11 protein-coding genes and 1 pseudogene are annotated in these 21741 nt (G+C 63.5%); 4 read left to right on the plus strand and 8 right to left on the minus strand.

Annotation, left to right across the window (positions count from 1 at the left end; genetic code table 11):
* Window positions 1-74 precede the first annotated feature (74 nt).
* Window positions 75-284: a hypothetical protein gene (locus UK23_RS51285; protein ID WP_156212837.1), complete on the minus strand. Its 210-nt coding sequence runs from the start codon at window positions 282-284 to the stop codon at window positions 75-77.
* Between the two features lie 200 nt (window positions 285-484).
* Here UK23_RS51285 and UK23_RS05980 point away from each other — a divergent pair, with 200 nt between their 5' ends.
* The gene (locus UK23_RS05980) at window positions 485-1999 is read left to right on the plus strand and encodes a hypothetical protein (RefSeq protein ID WP_052684395.1); all 1515 of its coding nucleotides are present in this window, start codon (window positions 485-487) and stop codon (window positions 1997-1999) included.
* Window positions 1996-4596, plus strand: coding sequence for a hypothetical protein (locus UK23_RS05985; RefSeq protein ID WP_045310350.1), 2601 nt, complete (start codon window positions 1996-1998; stop codon window positions 4594-4596). Before UK23_RS05980 ends, UK23_RS05985 begins: the two co-directional genes overlap by 4 nt.
* 78 nt (window positions 4597-4674) lie before the next feature.
* On the opposite strand, the gene UK23_RS05990 is transcribed toward UK23_RS05985, so the two are convergent.
* The 7 genes from UK23_RS05990 to UK23_RS06030 form a co-directional block, all read right to left on the minus strand.
* Window positions 4675-6624: an N-6 DNA methylase gene (locus UK23_RS05990; protein ID WP_052684396.1), complete on the minus strand. Its 1950-nt coding sequence runs from the start codon at window positions 6622-6624 to the stop codon at window positions 4675-4677.
* Window positions 6621-7232 carry a restriction endonuclease subunit S gene (locus tag UK23_RS48295; protein ID WP_052684397.1) on the minus strand — a complete coding sequence of 204 codons (612 nt, stop codon included), beginning with the start codon at window positions 7230-7232 and terminating at the stop codon, window positions 6621-6623. Before UK23_RS48295 ends, UK23_RS05990 begins: the two co-directional genes overlap by 4 nt.
* 944 nt (window positions 7233-8176) lie before the next feature.
* Window positions 8177-9088, minus strand: a complete 912-nt coding sequence (locus tag UK23_RS06010) for a S1C family serine protease (protein WP_045310353.1) — start codon at window positions 9086-9088, stop codon at window positions 8177-8179.
* Window positions 9089-10073: 985 nt separating this feature from the next.
* Entirely contained in the window at window positions 10074-13019 is a 2946-nt protein-coding gene (locus UK23_RS06015) for a DUF499 domain-containing protein (protein ID WP_196777628.1), read from the minus strand.
* 80 nt (window positions 13020-13099) lie between these two features.
* The gene (locus UK23_RS06020; protein ID WP_045310355.1) at window positions 13100-15820 is read right to left on the minus strand and encodes a DUF1156 domain-containing protein; all 2721 of its coding nucleotides are present in this window, start codon (window positions 15818-15820) and stop codon (window positions 13100-13102) included.
* Window positions 15817-19023: a helicase-related protein gene (locus UK23_RS06025; RefSeq protein ID WP_196777629.1), complete on the minus strand. Its 3207-nt coding sequence runs from the start codon at window positions 19021-19023 to the stop codon at window positions 15817-15819. Before UK23_RS06025 ends, UK23_RS06020 begins: the two co-directional genes overlap by 4 nt.
* Window positions 19024-19577: 554 nt before the next feature.
* Window positions 19578-20192, minus strand: coding sequence for a DUF3825 domain-containing protein (locus tag UK23_RS06030; RefSeq protein WP_052684398.1), 615 nt, complete (start codon window positions 20190-20192; stop codon window positions 19578-19580).
* A 219-nt stretch (window positions 20193-20411) separates the two neighbouring features.
* Here UK23_RS06030 and UK23_RS54930 point away from each other — a divergent pair.
* Together UK23_RS54930 and UK23_RS54935 are read left to right on the plus strand one after the other, a co-directional pair.
* A pseudogene (locus UK23_RS54930) lies at window positions 20412-20522 on the plus strand (integrase core domain-containing protein); the annotation flags it as partial.
* A gap of 17 nt (window positions 20523-20539) precedes the next feature.
* Window positions 20540-20647: an IS3 family transposase gene (locus UK23_RS54935; protein ID WP_419503867.1), complete on the plus strand. Its 108-nt coding sequence runs from the start codon at window positions 20540-20542 to the stop codon at window positions 20645-20647.
* The last annotated feature ends 1094 nt before the right edge of the window (window positions 20648-21741 follow it).

Genomic DNA, 21741 nt, shown 5'->3' on the forward strand with positions numbered 1-21741 from the left:
CTCCCACGGCGCCTTTCGGGGCCTGGGCTCGGTTTGGGTGACCGCCGTCAGCGCAACGACCTGCTGGGGCGTAGCTAGTTGATGAGGCTGTAGGTGCCGTCCTCATTGCGTTCGAAGTACGCGGTATATCCGCCGGGATTGCCTCGACGGTGCTTCGGCAGGAACACCCCGTAGGTTTGCTCAGCCCAGCCGGGGCAAGCTGCGCGGACGTCTGCGGGCCGGAATCGCGCGGGCAGGTCGCCTCGTCGGGCGGCGCTGCGGATGTCGTTCATGAGGCGGCTCATGATTCTTACCTGCTGCTTCGTCGACGGAGTTCGCTGTCGCGTTCGTCGTGGCGTAGCCATGTCGCCGTACGCAGTCACGCTTCTGTAGACGTTTGATCGCGCCGGTGGTGGCAAGGCGTTACTGGAGATCTGAAACGAAGGGGCACTGACGCGCGAGATCATGGTGTGGCCATGTTTGAACACTGCCGAGGGATGAGCTGGTGACGGCACTTCGAGTCGAAGTCGCCGAACCCGCGTGGTGCGAACCGGGACTCGAGTCGCGGAGTGGCCGGTACCCGCTCGCGGTCGAAGCGCCGGTGATGGCGATGGTGGACACGCTGGTGCCTGGCGTTTCGACCCTGACCCGGCTGGCGCGGTTCTACTCGCTGTACTGGGCGCTGGCGGCACATGCTGATGACAGCGGGCTCGATGCCACTGAATGCCGAACAGTGCTGCGCCGGGCCGAGGTCGGGTTGGCGTGGGTGTCTCTGGAGCACGACCAACCGCCTCTCGCTCACGGTGCAGATCGGGTCAAGTCGTTGCGGGACAAGGGCAGAGTTGAGGCGATGGCGGAGGTCGGCAGGGGCTCGTACTCGCCGCGACTGTGGGGGTTCTGGTCGCAGTACGGCGGGCCGAGCGTCACGATGGGAACGGTCCGGCTCAACGGCGGAGCGTTGAGTACCGGCAGGCACATCTGTCCCGAACCGGTGCGGCGGATGTATCAGCCGTTGTTCGACCTAGTCTCTCGGCGACCGTTTGCCGCGAGCGATGTCGCGAAGTTCGGAGCGCTGGCGCTGGACGTACCGGCGACGGCGGATCTCGAGCCATTGAGCGAGCTGTTCACGGCGATGCGCCGTCACCGCGGGGAGCAGGACGAGTGGAACGGAGACGACCGCACCCGCCGTTCCACGCTGCGGGTACTGGCGAGATCTGTCCAACTCCACTCCGACGCCCCGGACTGGACGAGTGCGATGAGGACGTGCGTCGCTTACGGGGCCACTGTCGAAACGGACCCGTTGCTACGCACCGAGGAGCGTGCGCACGCTTGGCGTGGAGTGTTGCTCAGACGCTTGTCGGTGGGTGCGTGGCGCCGCTTGTGGGCTGAGTTGGTCGACGTCGTGATATCCGCGGCGGGTTCGGCCACCCGCGCTGACCTGCACGACTGGATCAGTGGTGAGGTGCCGTCGATGACGGTGCGCCACTTCCTGCGTGGATGTCCATCCACAATGGATGGAGACGGCCATCCCCTGCCCGCGGAGGAACAGGTTGAACAGGAGGGGACGGGCGGGGTCGAGATCGATCTGGCAGTGCTGCTGCTCGGAGCGCGACGGCTGGACCAGTTGACCGGCAAGAGCCTGTCGGCGTTCCTGGGCCGTCGGTCACAGGGACGCGGGCAGTTTCTCGACCCCAGCTGGGTCGGCCATCGCCAGCGCGAACACGAGGATCGCCCGCTGGGAGAGCTGGCTCGTGCGTTCGTCGATGACATGCTCGCGCAGTCTCGCCGCGTCTCGCTGCGCAAGCTCCAAGTCGACGAGCGGGGGAGCATGACGCTGTTCACGAAGCTGCACGAACGGAACGGCCGCTACTTCGCTGATGTGCCCGAGGGCGCGGGGAACGTGGGCCTGCGGCTCGCGCAGCTAGGGACCATGTCGCACCAGTTGGGCTTGTTCGGCGGTAGCACGCCGAGCTCCGGTGTCACAGCGCTGGGCACTGCGTTGCTGGAGCTGCCCACATGAGCGACGTGACGCATGCGTTCCACTCCCCGCTAACGCTGCTGTACGAATGGCGTGATCGCGGCGACGGTGCGCGCCTGCGCGAGTTCCTCGTCACCGGATACACGCTGGACCTGGTGTTCTTCGAGCGGCACTGCGTGTCGGCCGCGCGTGCGTTGGGCGCGCGCATCACCGTGCTCGGTGATGCGGGTCAAAGCACGCACGAGCCCGTCGACGTACGGCACGCGGGTCGCGCCTACCAGCACGGCCACGTCGTCTGCGCGGGCGCATTCCACCCGAAACTGGCGGTTCTGGTGGGAGACGAGGATGTCTGGGTCGCGATCGGCTCCGGCAACCCGACGATGTCGGGGTGGGGGCACAACCGCGAACTGTGGCTCGTGGTCCGGTCGACTCGCCAGGCCGGTCCGGCAGCGCTGCATGACCTCGCCGCGTGGCTGGTCGACCTGCCGGCCGTGGTGGTGATGCCGACGTGGATTGCCGAGACAACCGCCCACGTCGCCGCTTCGATCACTCCCGCCGAGATCGACCACTCGTTTGCGGACTTGCGGATCTTCGGCAATCTGCGGCAACCGATCCTGGAGCAGCTCACCGAGGCGCCGGTAGAGGCGCTGGGGCTCACGGCGCCGTTCTTCGACGCTAAGTCGCGAGCAGTGCGAAACCTGATCGCCAGGCTCCTTCCCGGCCGGGTCGACATCGCCGTGCAGCCAACGCTTTCGCAATACAACGGCAAGTCGTTGACCGACGTTACGTCGACTGTGCCGCACATGGAGTTCTGGCATCTCGGCGAGGAACGTACGAGCCACGGAAAGCTCGTCGAGTGGACTCTCGACGGCAGCACCACGGCGTTGGTCGGAAGTGCGAACCTCAGCGCCGCGGCTATGCTCAACTCCACCACAGTCGGCGGGAACTGCGAGCTGGTCGCCTCCTATCCCGTGGCCAACAGCCTGCTGCCCAGGGAAGAGTCGGCCGCACACCATGTGATCCAGGCTCAGAACACCATCCCGAAGGATGACGGACTGCGGCGCCCGGAATCCCTGGACCTGCTGGGCGCACGTCGCCGCGACGACGTGATCGTGGTCGAGCTGGTTACGAACATCCGCGTGCCGATTGCCATCGAGACCTCACCCGACGGCACACCAGGCACCTGGATGACCGGCCTGATGTGGACCGCCGACACCGATCTGCGCTCGACGCTCCAGTTCCGGGTCCCCGAACAGGTCGGTGGGGCCGTCCGCGCGCGGGTTGAGATCGACGGCGAGCCGATCATTTCGCGAGAGGTGTTCCTCACCGACACGGTCCGCTGCCTCCCCAGGAACGACGACGTGGCGGACCGCCCTCGTCTGGTGCGCGACTACGAGCTGGACGACGTGTTCACCGATGCCACGTTGGCCGCACGGTTCCACGCCGACTTCCTCCGGCTGCTGAGCGAGGTTCGCGAACATCAAGCTGCGCCTGCAACGCCCTTGCGCATCAGCAATTCCACAGTGGACGCCGTGTCGGCGGACGATCGCTGGGGCGCATGGTTGCGGAAGGTGGAAAGCACCCTCGGGCCATCCTTGACCAGTCTGACCTTTCCCGGTGCACTCGCCCTGCCTGGGAGTGGCCCGAGCGGCTGGTCGGTGAGCGGCGAGATAGACGAGTCGGCGCTCACCGACGACGAGGACGATGAAGTCGCCGAGTGGCTGCCCACCGCTACCACCCGTGTGCCCATGTCCCCGACGCAACGGCAAAGGTGTCGAACCTGGGCACGGCGCTGGGTCAATGCCATGTCCGCACCCCCACGGCTGTGGCCAGCACTGCGCATGGCCGTGGCCCGCGTCCACCTGACGATGCTCGCCGCGGGCGTGTGGGGCACCGACGAGAGCTGGCGCGCTGAACTGCGAGATCTGGTGTGTGCCCTCGTCCCCAGCGACGACGAGGAACGTGAATCGCCTGGCCAGCTGCTCGGCTACCAATCATCGATGATCGCGGTGTGTTTGGGGTTGTTGTTGCAGGACGCCAGCCTGCACGGCGGCAGCGAACACGACGTGATAGCCAGATCCGCCTGGGACGCCGCAGGAGATTGGGCCGCCTATGCGGAACCGGAACTCGTCGAGGAATACCTCTACGTGCCCGATCAGCCCTATGCACGGGTGGCGAGCGCGGCCGAGGTGACCGCGGTGATCGATCTAGCCACAGCTGTGATCGACGATCCTGACGCCGCACTCCGCGACGCTTTCGAGCGCGAAGGTCTGCCAGCAAGGAAGATTCGTGGTGTCTGGGTTGTCGACGGCGAGTTTCGAAACCCTCGTCGCATCGCGGCGCAGGTGGCGACCTTGGCGGGTGCCCGGTGTGTGGTACTCGCCCGCAACGCCACCAGAGCCACCGTGGTTGTCCGTCACGGTGCAACCTTGGCGATCACGGAGTCGGCCGCGCCGCGCTGGCGGGTCTATCAACTACCGACAATGAGTACGCCGCTATCCCTTCTCGGTGGTTCGGAAGGACTTCCCAGCAGCGCAACGCAATACCCGCTCGAGCCGGTGCCGACAAGGGTCCTTGAGCTGGCAGACGACGCTGAGGTCAACTTGGCCGAGCTCATCGCCGCTGTTCGAGCTCGGTGATCGACGACGTTTGGCACCCAGGTACAGGGCGGTGGCTGCAGGTGAGTGGCCGTTGATCAGATCTGGTGCTCCACAGGCCTACCATCGGTTGTGGCTTTCTGGCCATGGCACGCCCAAATCTGCCAACTTCTCCCGCAGCTTGGCAGCGGACCTCGCTCGGTCCTCATCGAGTTCCGCGAGCGAGGTGCCGTACTGAGCGACCCACGTGCGGTAGATGTTCATCATGTCCTGGCGCTGCTTCGCGGTGAGCCGTTTCGCGCGGTCGTTGAGATCGGCCTGCAGCTTGTCGATGATCGCTAGGCGGCCGTCGCTGCGAACGATTTCCCTCAGATCGTCGTACCGGGCGGCCCACCAGTCTGCGAAGAGCCCGGAGAGCTGGAACTCGTCCAGGATCCGAAGTGGCGCCATTGCACGGTGAAACGACCTGATGAGATTGTCGCGAAGCACCGGCAACGTGTGGTCGTTGCCGACGAGTCCGCGTACTTCGTCAGTCAGCCAGAGGTCCAGCTCGCGCAGGAACGTGTTCTCGCGGTGGCTGGCCTTCTCCAACACCCTGTCGGCGACGGTCGGGAGGCCATGACGGAGGAACTCCATTGTTCCCCACTCGCCTGGTTGGAAGAGATCCAGGAGGTCGATGCCGAAGGCGTTGAAGCGTCCGCGCTGTGCTTCGATCTCTGCTCGTGGCACCCCGCCCGTGACCAGGGCTTGCGTGTCGAGTTTTGTCTGAACAGCGGGAGGTTGGCTGATGTACCTGCGGACATTCAGGTTGAAGTTGTTGTCTGCTATCTCGCTGATGGAGACAAACCTGGAGAAGTGTGGGATTTCCCGCCGCTCATGAAAGACATCGGTGATCTTCTCCACATGGCGCGGGTCGAGGTGGTTGAGTGAGCGTCCTGTGCTGATTTCATGTTCCGCATTGATGAAGAAGACTCCGCGTCGTCCGGGCAGAGATCCGGCATTGCCCGTCAGCACGAGTACACAGGCTGGGATGCCCGTTCCGTAGAAGACGTTGGGGCCGATCCCGATGACGGCTGCCAGCCTGCCGTCAGAGACGATGCCTCGTCGAATCTCCCCCTCAGCACCGGCGCGGAACAACACGCCCTGCGGGCTTACAACCACGCCGACACCGTCTTGTGTCAACGAGGCGAGCACGTGCTGCACGAACATCAGGTCCGCACGCTTTCCGGTTTCCGGGGTCCAGCCGTAGCGCATGCGCTCGGGGAAGCGGACGTCTCTGCTTTGGTAGCCCACCGAGAACGGTGGGTTGGCTAGCACGCGGTCGAAGCGTTGCCAACTGCCATCAGCGGTGAGGTGGAGCGGATTCGTCAGAGTGTCGCCATTGCGGATCGCTGGGCGGAAAGCGTCGTGCAGCAAGAGGTTGAGCTGGGTGGTACGGCATTGCGCGATATTCAGGTCCTGAGCGAAGAGCTTGAGTGTTCCGTGCTTGCCGCTGCGTTCGGTTGCGAACTTCTCCGCGCCTGCGAGCATGCCGCCGCTGCCGGCGAACGGATCACAGACGGACTGGCCAGGTTTCGGCCGCGCGAGACGGACCATCAGGTCGATCACTGATCGAGGTGTCCGGAACTCCCCACCTTTCTTACCTGCCGCGTCAGCGGTCTCGTCGAGAAGGGCGTCGAAGGCCGTCGCGACGGTGTCGTGGAACTGGAGTTCTTCCGCGCGGAGTGAGATCCGGCTGAAGTGCCCGATGAGATCCATCGTCTGGTGCTCGCTGAGCGAATTCGTGAAGTCGATCTTCCAGAACAGTCGCTCAAGAACTTCATCGTTGGCATCTACCAACGAGGCCAGCGCCTTGGTCAGCGTTTCGCTGGGTCGGTAGTTGCCCTCCGCGATGGCACTCCAGCGCGCGTGTTCTGGTACGTCGAGCCGACCGGGCTGATCCGATGCCCACTTGAGGAGCAATATGGCGGACAAGATGTCCAGACGACCGGTTCGCACGTGTGTCAGGCCGATGATCCGGTCGGCGTCGATGAGGTACTTCGTCAACTCTGCGGCGGTCAGCGGCTTCATGTCCTCGTCTCCGTCCCGAGGAAGTCGCTGATGACCGAGGTTCTCAGCAGTTCCAAGCGTTCCAAGGTCCTTCGGTGTGCTTCGGCGAGCTCATCTATGTTCGCAGCTACCTCTGCCAGTTGTCGTTGACGACTACGTGATGGGAGCGCGACGGGAAGCTCGCCGAGGAGTTCGGAGTTCAAGGATTGGACCGTGCCAGGAACCGCGCGGCTGAGTAGGAGCTCCTGCACCGGAGGAAACGTGAGGTACAACGTCAGGTACTCGGGTAGAACCCTTTGGTCGACCGGGCGAAGACGAATGCAGGAGGAGCTGTAGAGCCACATCTCCTGGCTGTGTTCGATGTGGGCGAGCCGCCCGAGCGCGCCTTGCCGTACCACAACGATGTCGCCTACGCGCAGGAGGTAACGGCGGAGCTTCTCCGCGTCCGTCCGGGGCAACCTGCGCAGGTTCTGGGGGGTCACTTGGTGGCGATCTGTGATGTCCGAGGGAGACACCACCGGGACACCGTCCGGGTGGTCGCCGAGGCGATCGAGCAGAGAACCGGAGGGCCCAGGAGTGATCTCCACCAGGTCGTGGAGCAGGACCTGGGCCACTTCGGACTCGAACATGGATCGTCTCCTGTTGGCGAGGGTGCGGGCGTGGCATTGCTACCACGCCCGCTCGTTCAGGCCCGGCGGGGCCGTGCCCGGAGCAAGGCCCGGACTCCTTGGGTCGTCGCCGCGCTGACTGCGGCGATCGCGACCGCTGCTACCGCTTCTGCGCCGTGACCCATCGCGTACGCGATGGTCGTGCCGCCTAAGACGATGATCAGCACGATCACGACGACCCGCCACCAGGGCTTCGGCAGGTAATATGGCCAGTTGGGACTGGTGCTCGACACGAGTTATCACTCCTTCTGTAAGCCTCATTGCCCCGTCCTGGTTGGCGCCTGCGGGGCGATGAGGCACTTACTTATTTGTTTGTTGTGCGTGACTCTACCTCAAGGTGGAGTGCGAAGTCGACTCCGCGCAGTGCGAATGTTACTCCGCAACCGCCTTGTGATGGCTAGCGGTGGGGTGTCAAAAGTCGGCCGCATGGTCTGACCTGCAAGTTAGGCTGCTGTGGGCTGAGCTCCGGGTTCGCCAAGGTGCGACCTTAGCGACCCAGGAACTGCGAATCCTCTCGCAAGTACGCAAGGGGATCTAGCGCGGTCCTCGACCAGGTCCTGCGGAGCCCGGTTCCCGTGCTCCTTGTGGATCTCCAGGGCCTTGATGCCCGCGGTGAAGCGGACGTCCTCGTGTCCTTGTCGTCAACGACGTGGCGCAATGTGACGAGCGTCTTGTCGCCGGGAAGCACCCTGATGTGGGCCGCAAGCCGCCGGCAGGCGAAGGAGTCGATCACTGGTGGGCAGCTGACGAACGGCAACAGCACTTGATTGGTAGTCAAGTGCGTCTTCCCACCACCACGAGCGGCCGAGGTCAGCCCGGCTGTCTACGTGCTGATGGTCGACGGTGTACCGCTCCAGGCCGGAGAAACCGCAGGTTTCCGCCTTCTGGTATGGCGCTGGGATGGTTCAGGGACGCAGTTCGGTGGGCACGGCGAAGACGTCGACCATGGCACCGTGCCGCAGGACGGTCACTGGCAGCGGTACCCCGATCGCCTCGGCGAGCATCTGCCGCTGGATGCCCTGCGCGTCGGTCACCGCCTGGCGCCCGACGGTCAGCACGAGGTCGCGCGCGTGCAACCCGGCGCGGTCCGCCGGCCCGCCGGCGATCACCTCGACCAGCCGCACTCCGGCCTTCTGCCCGGTTCGCGCGGCCGTGGGGTCGGGCAGCGGCGCGGGCAAAACCACGATCCCGAGGTATGCGCGGCGCACCCGGCCGTCGGTGCGCAGCGCCTTGATGATCTGCCGCGTCGTGCTGTTCACCGGCACCGCGAGCCCGACGCCGATGCCGGCGACCGCGGTGTTGATGCCGACGACCTGCCCGGCTGAGTCGGCCAGCGCGCCGCCGGAGTTGCCGGGGTTGAGCGCGGCGTCGGTCTGGATGACGTCCTCGATCATCCGGACGTTGCGCCCGCGGCCGGTGGGAAAGGCTCGCCCCAACCCGCTGACGACGCCTGCGGTGACGGACCCGGCGAGCCCGAGTGGGCTGCCGACCGCGACGACGAGCTGCCCGACGACGAGCCGGTCCGCGTCACCCAGGTCGGCGGGCGACGGCGCCTCGTCGTGTGCGCGCAGCACCGCGAGGTCCGACAGCGGATCCGTGCCGACGACGGAGAACTCCGTCTCGGCGCCATCGGAGAACGTCAGCCTGCCACTGCGGACCGGGCCGATGACGTGCGCGTTGGTCAACAGCAGGTCGTCGGTGAAGACCACGCCCGACCCACCGCCGTTCTGCGTGCGGACGCTGGCGACGTGTGGCGTCACGGTCCGCGCCACCGAGCTCACGATGCGGGAGTACGCGTCCAATGCGTCTTCGGACATGCATCCAAGTTACGCGTACTCCCACGTCAGGAGCCTGTAGTAGCGGCGGGCAGGAGCACTGTGACGGCGTTGCCGGGCGTCCGTGCTCAGCGCTGCTCGGGCTGAAGGAGTCGATCTTGGGAGATTGTGAGGACAGATGGCAACGTACTTGACCGTTCGTCAAGTGCGCCGAACTGCGTCCAACGTGCCTGTTTTTGCAAGTCAGCGGCCTGTGAACGCTGATCTAGGGTCAAGGGGTCGCAGGTTCAAATCCTGTCGTCCCGACGGCCAAAGGGGTCTTCGCAGCTCAGGCAGCGCGGAGGCCCTCTTTTGTGATCTTGCCGAGTTCTGCCGGGTCGAGCACGTCGCTCATCGACCCCTTTACTCTGGTAGTTGCGCCGTACTGTTCGCACGGGCTCAGTCTGCACAACCTGGCGTCGTTCGGTCTGAGAAGTGCACCCCGGCCCCTTGACCGGCTCTGCGGCAGGAGTCAAGAGGTCTATCCCGGCCAGCGTCGTGGGCGCGAATTTCAAGCTAGATCTGCCCGGCGCGCGGCGGCTGGCGCCTCGGTCAGGCGGCCGCCGCGATAGCCCCATGTGCGTTCTTCGTGCACATTCAGTACCGCGCTCACACGTCGTTCAGTGACCAGCTTGCGCTGCGCACCAGGGCCGACGATTCGCGCATGTGTGGTCCCCAACTCGCTGTTCGGAGGGCTGCTACTACGACGGTTCGCCTCGCCAGGCGGCTGCCAGTGCCGTGAGCCAGATCTGGCGTGCATCCCAGGTGCAGTCCGCGTCAACCTCCGCGGCAAGTGTGTGCGGGACCTCGGTCCCGGATGATCGTATGTGGCTGAACCGGTGGTCGAAGTAGTGTTCCAGCCAGAGCCGATTGGCTGGAGCAACATCGTCCACCCTCCAGCTCCAGCGGCGGCCACTTTTCGGATAGTCGTCCTCGTAGCTGATGACTCTCGCCACATCTGCGCCAGCGATGTGTGGTGCTGACAGCCTTAGATCTCCTTCAAGTTGACCACGATTCCGAGTTCCTGAAGCCGTTGCTGGATGTTCTCGGCGGCCTCGGCTTGGAGTACTAGTTGGATTGTGCCCTGCAGGTAACTGATCTGCCTTTCGTCCAGCGCCATGTAGACACTCCTGAATAGTGCGGCGAATTTGTCTGCACTGTCGGCACTTGCAAGCAGGTTGCTGGTGAACGCAAAGGACGCTTGTCGGTCCTTTACGGCTGAGGCTGTAGTGCCGACACCGCTCGCGGTACTGGTTGTCATCCCCTCACCCTTGCCCTGAGTGAGTTGTGTACCAGCGGCAACCGTATCGTCGCCACCACCGCTAGGGGCACAGGCGCCGTCATGAGCGGGTTGACCACAAGACGAGCATGATACTGGCTGTGGTCTGGCCAGGCGGAGGCCCGTGCTCGTTAGGTTTACCTGACCGGGAGCTGTCACAGCGACCTCTGTGCCGGCTCCGTCGACCACGCTGAGCAGGCCTTCGTTCACAGCGTCGTAAATGACCTGCCGAAGGTCTGAATCGCCTCCGTAGAGCAGGGGAAGTCGTGGCGTGCTGTAGAAAGCAGCGCGAATGTCGGACAGGGTTTTTCCATAGTCCTGGTCTCGCAGGTTGTGCAGCAATGCCTTGACGCCGAACTGACCTGCGTCGAAGACCTTGTCCTTGGCGGCCAGACCCTTCCAGACGCTTGTTCCGTCGAGAGCTGTGAGGTTGTCATCATCGAACGTGATCTGATCCAGACGCCGCTCACCGTCAGGGTCAGGTTGCGCAAGGTAAACGACGTGCTGGTAGGCCCGTTTGAGTGCTTTCTCCAGCTGCGCGCGGGCTGCGGTGAGTTCCCTGGTTCCTGTGGCCTTGAGTTCGTCGTCGTTTTGCACCTCGGGTGCGGCGAGAGCTCGCTGGCGTGCCAGATACTCCGCGGCGACCCCTCGTGCTAGTCCGCGTCGTTGTGTATTCGCCACAGCGAACACAGCACTGCTAGCCCACTGGATGGGGAGTTGCTGAGCGCCGTCGCCGAGTCCCATAGCGACATTCAACGCCTCGATGGTGGGCTTCTCCATGCCGTTGCGCAGGCTATACTGGGCTGCGTCGAGCACGACAAGCCGTGTCGTGTGGGCGATATCGAGACCGCTGGTGATCAGCACATCGATCGCGTTCCGCCGAAGATCCGCAGCGACGAAACGCAGTTCACGAAACGGGCCGTTGCTGGCAAGCTTCTGAGCGAACTCGGCGAAAACCTGGTCACGCTCAGCGTCAGTGATAGTGCGTCGGATGTTGTTCACTAGCATCCGGTGCGTGAGTCGCGTGGATAGGAAATACCGTGCTGGCTTGTTGTTACCCTGCCCCGGGATAATGTCGAGTGCGCTGATTCCGCGGTCTGGGTTAACCAGCTCGTCGACGACACTGTCCGCGTCGGTGATCGTGTAGCTGAGGTCGGGAACACTGGTCGCAGCTTTGACCTCGGGTGCGCTCGCCCCACGGCCGCGGCCTGGGCGCAAAGTTCCGACGATGCTGGCAAGGAAAATGAAGGTGGCCGCGCGCTCGGACGCTTGTGGGTTGGCGTTGGCCCAGGGAGTCGTGGGCCGCTCGAGGTCTTGTCGGCGGGCCATGCCGGAGCTGCCGGTGTGGTTGATGACCTCGATCTCGGCGAGGCTCCGGTAGTTGGCGATGGTGCGCTCGTCTTCTACCAAGCCGCTGCCCAGAATCGCCTCGCGCACCGCACTGTCTGACAGCGGTAGATCACCTGGCCCGATCAGTGCTGGCACCCACTGTCCTGCGATGCCACGCTGTTGCTGAGCGTAAACCGTGGCAGCGAAGATTCGAATGGTCGACCGGACTCGTTGGAAGCCGGTGACCTTGCTCCACTCCTCCTTCGCCAAGCTCATGAGCATCGGATGGAATGGGTAGCAGGCTGCTACTTCTTCGGTCCATCGGCGGCGCCAGTCGGCACCGATGGCCTCCCACACATGTTTGGCCCAGGACTTGTCCGCTAGCACCGGTTCGTACAGCGCGGCAGTGCCGGTGAGGACGTCCGCTGAGGGCTCAATGTCGAAGAGTCGTCGGCGGAGAATGTCGGCGAAGTCGCCAACTTCGGTAACCGTGGCGGGAGTGCCGTTGCGTTCGAGGAGGCTGTTGAGGTCATCACGCCGTCCCTGCGCGGCAGGCGACAATGCGGTCTTGTCGGCATCGGAGGCGATCATGACCACGACCATCGCCACATGCGGGACATCGTTGACGACATCGAGCAGTGCCCGCAGGAACGCCATGTCCTGCGCTGCAAGGTCGGGCTTGTTCGATCCGTCCAATCCGTTACCGACGTAGTCGAGCAGCTCGTCGATGACGATCAGCAGAGGCCGCTGCACTGCGGTAATGGCCTCAGCGATCTTGTGCTTGTCGCTCCAGAACGGCTGATAGCGCTCGAAGAGCGCATAGTCCTTGGAGAACAGTCGCCACAGAAACCGCTCGTACAGGCTGATCGCGGGGCCGTCGAGTTCGCGAACTCCAGCACCGGGTGTCATGTTGTCGCAGGAGAGCACTACGACATGGGGATGACCGAGGTCGGCAGCGAGTTTCCTACCTGTCCTGGCCTGTGCCCGTTCGATGACCCGCTGTCCGACTTCAGTAGTCAGTAGCGTTTCCGGATGCGCCGCCAAGTGGTACGCCCCGATGCAGGCGTGTGACTTACCGCCGCCCATGCCCTGGTCGAGGCGAGTGACGGCGCGGGCTTTCAGATAGTCCTGGTCACCACCGATGCGGATCGCGATCTCCGTGAGCAGGTCGATAAGCCGCTCGGTGGGATGGGTGATGTCGCCGTAGTAGCCAGCGTCGGCATACGGCGGCCGGTCAGCGCCTGTGCCGTGGACGGCGCGAAACAGCGACATCTGAACGTCGTCGATCTGTCCGGACGCATTGAGAATCTCCTGGCGGATCTTCAACGCATTCCACCACGGCGTTACGCTTGCCACTGCCGTCCTCCTGGCCGGTTCTTGTCCGCTCGCTCGTTGAGCGTTGCTCATCAGATCAGCCTCAACTGATCGTCGTTGTTTTGCTCACGCCGTGCCGTCGCGTGATTGTTCGCCGCGACTGTCTGAGCGGCGTTGCCGATCCCGACCTTGGTGCGCATAACGCGTGTGAAAGCGATCGCGTCCGGGTCATTGTCGGGAAGTCTGTCCGCGAGGAACTGAATAGCGGCCCAAAGGTAGGAGTCATCAGTGGAGCGTTCGGAGGCCAAAAGCACCTGCCCCATTGCCTGGAGACCTTCCTCGGACGCAGCGGCCAGGGCTAGAGCGACATCGATGACCGCGGAATCAGCATCGATGTCGGCCTTGTAGTCGCGTGCGGTGATGAATCGAACGCCCTTGTCCGCATCGGGCACCAAGTCTCGGATCGCCGCCAGGTCGAGCGAAGAAGCTAGTGCTTGCCAGCGCAGTTCGGACTTAGCCTGGGCTTGGCGACCATAAAGTCTGACCCACCAGAGTGCGAAACGGGTGCGTGCGTCGAATGCCTCCAGCGGTTGGTGGTTGATCTCCACCGCCATGGCATCCTGGACGGCGGCGCGAGCGAGCGGGAGAAATGTGTAGATGTCGACAGGGTCGCCCTTGGCGTCGCGTACCTCGCTATAGCGGCCGACGACCTCCATAGCGGGACCTGCTGCGGCCATCAGCATGTCAGCAGGCGCCAGTCCCCACCGCTCCCAATCGGGGTACCGCAGTTTGATCTCAGCTCTGATCTCAGCCTCAACCGCACCCTTGCGGCCCGGAGGTCGCCCGCCCGGTGCGGGGCGGCAGGCCATCGTTAGTGTGGTCTCAATGTTTGCTTTGCCCTGCTGTCCGCCGGACTCTGTATTGGCTGGCCAGGATCCAGTCATGACTAGGCCCGCGCGCTCTATCGAATGCAGTAGTCGTTGCCAGACCTCCGGTTCGCCGTGACCGAAGACGATCGTGACTACCCCGTCATCCCGGACTACCTGTCGCATCTGCGCGAAGGCTTCAGCGATCAGGGTGTCGTAGTGCTTGCGTGTGCGGTGTTCGTGCGGGGCTTCCCCGCGCACCCGCTTCACGATTATCTCTTGGGCCTTTTCCTGACAACCATCGGGGTCTGAGGTGATAGCGAGCTCAGGCCAAGTGTTGTGGAGACATCGTTTTACCCACACATAAAATAGGTCGGAGGCATCGGCGTAGGCGATCATCTGGTCGTACGGGGGATCGGTGACCACCGCGGTGAAGGTATTCGGCGGGTAGGGCAACAATGTGGCTGTTCCCCGCTGCACGGAGGCCGCCGTCCCTCGCCGATTGGTGAAGAGGTTGCGGCAGGCTGCAAGGACGTTATCAGAGATTGACTTCAGCGTGCCAGGCCCGTCTCCAAGACCAGCTTCGAAGTAGTCGTGAGAGAAGGTGATCGACCCTTCGTTCATGAACAAATCACCTACTTGTGCACCTCCCTTGCTCTGGAAACGGGCACCACGGGTTGAACGACGCAACTTCTTAGCTACGACTGCAGCCGCATAGCCGGTCAGTGCCCGGATGTAGCTCGCTGAGAGGCCAGCGGTGCCTAGCTCGGTCCCAATATCGTTAATGATACGTGCCAGGCGGACATAAGACAGGGTCTGACGGGCGACCATGAAATCGCCGTAGTTCCTAGCCCCGTAGATACTAGGGCCGATAATATTGTTGTTGCCAGCAGCGATGTTCTCGTCGGGCACAGCGGGCAGGAAAGGGCTGAAAGCCGGCTCGTCGGCGAGGGCTCTTGAAGCGGCGTCGGCGGCCTGCCGTTCATCGCTAGTCGGCTGGCGGAAGGTCTTCTGGCTACGGGAGTCGATATCGGCTGCCAAGACCATGGCGTCCTTGCCTTCTCCTTCCTGCAGAAGCCGTCGATGCATCGCCAGAGGGTGGACATGTCCGCAGAACACGCAGATAGCACTCTTTCCTGCTACCTTCTTGCCATTCACCACAGCGTTGGTCAAGGTGGGTGCTTTGGCTGATCGGGCCGGAGTGACCACAGCTTCCCACGTTCCCGTACTGCGATCAGCGGCGATATAGAACGACACTGCGCCTCTTTGCCCTCGGGCAGGCATGAGTTCGTAAGAACCGATCAGCGGGAATCGCAGGCCACACTCCTGACAGGGAATGGTGACAGCCCACAAATAACCCCAAGGAAACTCGCCACCGCTGCGCGGGTAGAACTCGCTCATCGCGGCGATGTAGCGATTCTTAATCTCCGCAAACAAAGTATTGAGGTCGCTCAACAATCTATCGGCGCCGGCCGTCACCAAGTATTCGGTGACTGGCGCGAACGGCAGTTCCGGTTCGTCGTTCCAGTCCTCGAATGGGGCAGAGGTGAGCAGATGGCTGGCCAATACAGCTACAGGGCTGTAGTCCATGGCTGAAGCCTGGACTTCCAGGCGCGCGGACTCCAGCGGTATCATACCTCGGCCCGAGAATGGATCGAGAGTGGTCGCTCCTTCGGGGTTGGATTTGGCGATTTCGGCGCGTAGTTCGGTCCATGCAGCGTATCGGCCCGTCATAGCCGAGCGCACCAGTTCCTGGAGCCGTTCCTGCTCAGCGACGTCATCGGGCCATGGAAGCAACGAACAGATTGTGGCTGCTTTAGCCTGGGCTGTCGGACGCTTCGCGAACCACATGAACAGCGAGATCTCACTGTTGCCTGAACCCCACCCTTTGTCGCTGTTGGCCGACACCTCGGCGCTCGGGAACCAGCGCTCGATCATCCTGGTCATGCGTTGCTCCCTGGGGCTTTCCTGAGGCTGCTGCCGGGGACACGGAAGATGGCATCCCCGACCATGTCGGTGGCGAAGAGAGTGGCGGGGTCTTCGTAGGCTCCGAAGAACCGGCCTTTGTTGTCGGCGCACTGGTCGATGACGTAAAGCCAGTAGTCCTTGCGGTGCTGGGTGGCGATGAGTACCTCCCTGCCGGTCATGCGGATGCCGTTGCTAGCCGCGCTGCCCAGGACACCCTTGACCTCGACATGGCGCACCTGGCTGTGTCGTCGTGCTTCAAGATCGTAACCGCGGCCTTCGGCGTGGACGTCTTCTACGAACCAGCCATCGTCGACGAGCAGTTGCTGAACGTGGCGCATGGAAACCAGTTCAGCATCGATTTCAGCTCGAGTGGTGTTGTCGGCCGCGGCGAGCACACGGATGCGTCCGACCAGCTTCGGTTCGGTCAGCGCGACTTTGACCAGGCGTTCCAATTCCTCGAGTCGCTTGGTCGTTTGTGCTTGGAGGCGACGGCGCATCTCGACTCGGGTATCGCGGTCATCGATTCCGTCAGTCAAGTTCAGCGGCAGGTTGCTGAGATCTCGCCGTGCCTGAGCGAACCAGTCCGAGCGCACCTTCGTGTGTTCGGCGACGGTGTCAGCGGCTACTGCGAGGGCGGTCTCGATCGCCCGTCCTTCGCGGGCCGGATGTGGTGCGGTGCCTGGCTGGTCGGTAGGGGCGAGATTCGCCAACGTTTCCCAACGCACGGCGCGGGCGCCGCCACTGTCATCGACTTTGATCAAAGTCGCCCATACGCTGGCGCGTTTGCCGTCGCTCTCCGTCATCCGCGCCTCGTAGGCGTACAGGTCGTAGGGAGTGAGGCTAGTCGGATCAGCGGCCGCACCAGACTGGTAGAGATCTTCCGCCAGGGTTCGTTCGGCCATTGCGATGAGATCTGTGAACCCAGGTTCTCCTGGCCCGAGTGTGAGGGTGCCACTGACGTCGATGTTGCCTTCGGCTTCACGCACCGCATCGCCGCTGGTCGCGATGTGGACCTCGCTGGCGCCGCCGAGCGTAGTTGGGAACGTCCCGCTGCCGAGGGAGAGCCGTCGGAATCCTGATCCGGCTGCGGTCGGGGTTGACCCCAGCACGCCGGCTGTGGACAGCCGGTCCAGGTACGCCTCCACGATGGCGGGGTTGATGCGGGCGAACAAGTCACGTTGCAGTAGCGTCAAAGCCGCGACGGCGTCGACCTGGCTGGCTAGACGGCGCTCGTTGTCGCGGACCTGTCGAGCAGCACGAGCGAGTTCCTGCGCCTGCACCGCGGCGGCGGCATCAATAGCTTGTTGCTTCTTGGCCTCATCGTTTCCGTAAAGGTCGGAGAGCCACTTGTCGTAGTCCACGCCAGTTATCTCGGCGACAGCGGAGAGGCTGTCGAACATTTGACCGCGCAGCTCGTTGGCGGCGGTTACGAAGTTGTCCAGCAGTCGAAGCAAGGTGTCGCCTTCGCGAGTGTCGGTGGCAACCAGGTTGTAGAGGTAGACGTCGCGCTGCTGACCGACGCGGTGAATACGGCCCATCCGCTGTTCGAGCCGGACCAAGGACCACGGGATGTCGTAGTTGACCAGCACGCGGGCGGCCTGCAAGTCGATACCTTCGTTGCCAGCGTCGGTGGTGACGATGATCTGGAAGTCTCCCCGCATGAACGCTCTGCGGACCTCGTCGCGTTCGGGCTTGCTCTGTCGACCTGAGTACAGCTCGGCGGTAAAGCCATCCGCGACCAGCCTGGCGGTGATCCACTCCGCTGTGTCCGCGTACTCGGTGAACACCACCGCTTGCTCGCCGTTTCCCGGGCGGATTTCATGTGGTGCCAGGCAGTCGTCGATGAAGCGTTTCCACTTCGACGGTTGCCAATCTGGGTTCATCACCGTGGTGTCGATTTGCTCGACCAGGGCCTTGATCGCGGCCCGTTCAGCTCGGGTTGCCGTCGATGTCGCGTGGATGACCTTGGCTTCGTCGATTTCGGACTCGTCGCTGTTGCCATCGCTTTCGACCGCGAGTGCGGCTTCGGCTTCACTCATCTCGCCCATGCGACGGTATCGACGACGTAGCGTCTCAGCGAGCGCATGCAGGCTGGATGCCACACGTTTGCCGTACACCATCCGTGCTAGGGGCTGCGCTGCCTGCGGGAAAAACTGGTCGACCATGGTGAGCGCGGCTTGGCAGTAGCCGTACTCGGTTTGTGACAAAGGTACGCTGTGGTTCTGGGCGACACGTCCTTTAAAAAGACGGGTCTTGCCGTCATAGTCGACGAGGTCTTCCTTCATTCGTCGCAGGAAGTGGATCGGCCCAGGCCGAAGCGCGGGAAGCTGCTCGTTGGGGTCGTCACCAGGCTCGGGATAGATCGCCGGGTCAACCAAGTGCAGCAGATGCCTGAACAACCACTCCTTGCCGCGGTGAGGGGTCGCAGTCATCAGCAGGGCGCGGGGAGTGTTCGTCGCTAGCAGCCGGCCGACTTGGTGGAACCCCATGGCTGTGGGAGTGAGGCGGTGGGCCTCGTCGAAGACGACAAGATCCCAGCCTGCTTTGTCTGGCCGAACAGCGTCTTGCACCGCTGGGTTGACCGCTAGCAGTTCTAGCGAAGCTACCCACAGGTCGTTGGAATTAAGTGCGTCCTCGCGAACAGTGGCAGAGGTGAGCTGTCGCATGCCCCCACCGAGGAGCCGGTGGAAGTCGTCGACCCACTTCGTTGTCAGGTTCGCTGGGCACACGACGATGGCGCGTTTAACCAGGCCTAGCCGCTGCATCTCGCGGATGTACAAGCCAGCCATGATGGTCTTACCGGTGCCAGGTTCGTCGGCGAGCAGGAACCGCAGTTGGGGCTGTGGCAACATCGCGCCATAGACGGCTGTGGTCTGGTGGGCGTACGGCTTGAGGGGTGTTGACGCCATGGCGCTGGATTCGGCGTTGGTAGCTGCGGCACCCATCCACCGCGTCCACATGGCGGCGAGCACTCGAGCGGAGTCGCCACGTCCATCGCTGGACAGCGGTCGCACGGTCTGCGTGTCACCGGCTGACAGGTTCACCTCGTGCCGACGGTCGTCGTCATCGACGAGTATGAGGTCCCAGGTTCCTGGCTCATCGCCGGGAAGCGCGAACCGGACTGTCGCGAACTCCGGTACGCCTTCGACGTCGACGCGGACCCTCTGATAGCGCTCGAACACGAATCCACCGTCTGCAAGCATGCTTATCCGCGTCCTGTTGGTTGTCGATCTACGTGCGTTGCAGCGAATCGGCCCACTGCAACGTCGGGCTGGTCTTCTGGATCATCCAGATAGATATTAGAGGTAGAACCTGCCCTGGGCCGGTGCCGTCGTGCAGGCAGGTTTCCCCGAGGCCAAGGCTGTCCAATATCAGCGCGTCACCTCGACTGTTGTCGATCTCAACCCTAACGAGACCATCGTCGGACGCAGTCCACGCTTCCGTGCAGACACGATCGGGGTGACCTGCAGTCGGAAGCTGTCATCAGCCTGGCGCGCGGCTCTGGGCTGTCGAACGGGAACAGCGCTCGTGCGGGGCACACAGCCGAAGTCGGGATACAGGTATGGCACGGTTCCAGCGGCAGGCCCTTCAGCAGCATCCATCCGGTCGGCCAGCTGAACCAGCGGCGCAGGGGTGAGGCTCGCGGAGCCGCCGGTGTTTCGCAGCGACGACTGCGGGACGGCGCGCTTGCGTCAAAGGCGTACGCCTTCAGTCGTCGGAACTCACTGACCTGAGGTTAGGCGTCATCCGGTGACGTGGCCGGATGCAGCCAGTCGCCGTCTGGCCGAGCGAGAAGCCGGGCGTTGTTGTAGGCCATCCCCGTTGTGAGAACGGTGTCGCCTCGGTAGTGCTCACCGCGTCGTGACACAACCAGGGCGAGATCCACCTTCGACGGTTCGCGTAGCGATAGAGGCAGAAGCAACTGAACCTGCTGATGTGGTGGATACCAGAACGGAACGGCGGTCTTGTAGTTGTGTTGTACGCGCTTCTTCGCGACCTCGACCACTCCGTTCAGTGACAGCTCCAAGGCGTACGGCTCGCCCTGTAGCTCCTCGGGAAACCGCGTGAGGTTGTCCTCGACGATGTGGCGAATGTTGACCTTCAGCTCTCGCCGCCAGTCGAAGATGTAGTCGGCTGGATTCTCCGTGTACGTGGCGAAGTCAGGTAGCGCAGGGAACTTGTCGAGCAGTAGGCGGTCGCTCTCGACCAGCCACGACTGCAGTCGCCACGGTTGGCGCTCGTTGGCGTTGCGGCGAAACAGGCCGTAGATCGACTCTTGGCGGGCGGTAGCGAGCCCGATGTTGAACGCGCTGTAGTCGCCGTCCTGGGCCTGACCCGTTTTGACGGACATCTGAGATCAGGGGTTGTGCCCCTGGAAGGATGTCCTTATGAAGACCACGGGCTCGAACAAGCCCCGGCGTCCTCGTCGTGCGTTCACCCACGAGTTCAAGGCGGAGATCGTCGAGCAGCGCCGACGTGGCGTCGCCCCGAGCCCGGAGTGATCTTCCACTCCGACAGGGGCTGTCAATACACCTCTGGCCAGTACGCCCGCGCGGCCGCCGACGCCGGGGTGCGGCTTTCCGTTGGCCGCAAGGGGCAGTGCTGGGATAACGCGGTCGCCGAATCGTTCTTCGCCACCATCAAGACCGAGCTGCTCGACCGGCAGCCCTGGTCGACGAAAGCCAAGGCGCACAAGGAATCTTCGAATACATCGAGGGCTGTTACAACACCCGCCGACGGCACTCCAGCCTCGGCTACCTCAGCCCCGCCGCCTACGAAACGGCCGCCTCACTTCAGGTAGCCTGACCACACCATATCGTCTCTGTCCGTCTAAACGGGACAAGCCCACGGAGCGCAGTCACACTTCGTGCAGTCGTCTGATCGTGTCGACGGTGGGTAGGTGTTACTGGAGGCTTGAAACGAAAAGCCGCTCACGCGCGACAGCACAGCGTGGCCATCGTTGTATGTGCCAAGAGGGAAGCTTGTGACCGCTCATCAAGTAGAGGTCGTCGGGCCTATGTGGTGCGGACCTGGACTGGAGTCGCGGGCGACCGGTATCCGTTGGCGGTCGAGGCGCCGGTGATGGCTATGGCGGACACGCTCGTACCTGGGATCTCGACCCTGACCCGGCTGGTGCGGTTCTACTCGCAGTGCTGGGCACTGGCTGCCTGCGCCAAGGAGCGCGGGCTCGATGTCGCCGAATGTCGAACAGTGCTGCGGCGCGCTGAGGTCGGGCTGGCCTGCGTGCCCTTGGAGCACGATCAACCGCCGTTCGCCCACGGTGCGGAGCGGGTCAAGTCGTTGCGGGACAGGGGCAAGCTTGATGTGATGGCGGAGGTTGGCCGCGGATCGTACTCGCCGCGGCCAGGGGGGTCTGGTCGCAGTACGGCGGGCCGAGCGCCACGATGGAACGGTCCGGCTCGATGGTGGAGCGCTGCGTTTCGGCCGGCATCGTGTCCAGCCCAGGGCGGAACCTTGCGGGGACATGAGCGCGGCACGCTTGCTGTATCCGCGCGTCCCCGACGATCAAGCGGGCAGCACGGATGCGGCGTGCTCGGGCGGATCACGGCGCTGGCGCCAGCAGGCCGACTGTCTCCGCAACGTGCAGATCCGATGATCAGCACGCTCAACAGGTTGCGGACCGCGCAGCCCGCGCGGAACGGTTGTGAGCTTGGCACGAACCATCTCACGACGGACGAGATCGGTGGACTCGACATGCGCGGCGTCGAAGCGACTACGGAGGCTGTGCAGGCGGCCTTGGAGTAGCACGATCAGTGCAGCATTCCGGCGTGATCTGCGGTGGTTGCTGCGTTCCTGAGACTCCTTTACTCGGCTGGTTACACTGGAGGCTGACCTGGAAGAACAGGCTGGAGCATGCCGCTCAGTCGTCATACGACTGG

This window comes from Lentzea aerocolonigenes (assembly GCF_000955955.1).
In the GTDB taxonomy this organism is placed as follows: domain Bacteria; phylum Actinomycetota; class Actinomycetes; order Mycobacteriales; family Pseudonocardiaceae; genus Lentzea; species Lentzea aerocolonigenes_A.

Excerpts from the sequence above, each read along its gene's own strand:
- UK23_RS51285 (WP_156212837.1), bottom strand. The coding sequence starts at position 284 with ATGAGCCGCCTCATGAACGACATCCGCAGCGCCGCCCGACGAGGCGAC.
- UK23_RS05985 (WP_045310350.1), top strand. The coding sequence starts at position 1,996 with ATGAGCGACGTGACGCATGCGTTCCACTCCCCGCTAACGCTGCTGTAC.
- UK23_RS05990 (WP_052684396.1), bottom strand. The coding sequence starts at position 6,624 with ATGAAGCCGCTGACCGCCGCAGAGTTGACGAAGTACCTCATCGACGCC.
- UK23_RS48295 (WP_052684397.1), bottom strand. The coding sequence starts at position 7,232 with ATGTTCGAGTCCGAAGTGGCCCAGGTCCTGCTCCACGACCTGGTGGAG.
- UK23_RS06010 (WP_045310353.1), bottom strand. The coding sequence starts at position 9,088 with ATGTCCGAAGACGCATTGGACGCGTACTCCCGCATCGTGAGCTCGGTG.
- UK23_RS06020 (WP_045310355.1), bottom strand. The coding sequence starts at position 15,820 with ATGACCAGGATGATCGAGCGCTGGTTCCCGAGCGCCGAGGTGTCGGCC.
- UK23_RS06030 (WP_052684398.1), bottom strand. The coding sequence starts at position 20,192 with ATGTCCGTCAAAACGGGTCAGGCCCAGGACGGCGACTACAGCGCGTTC.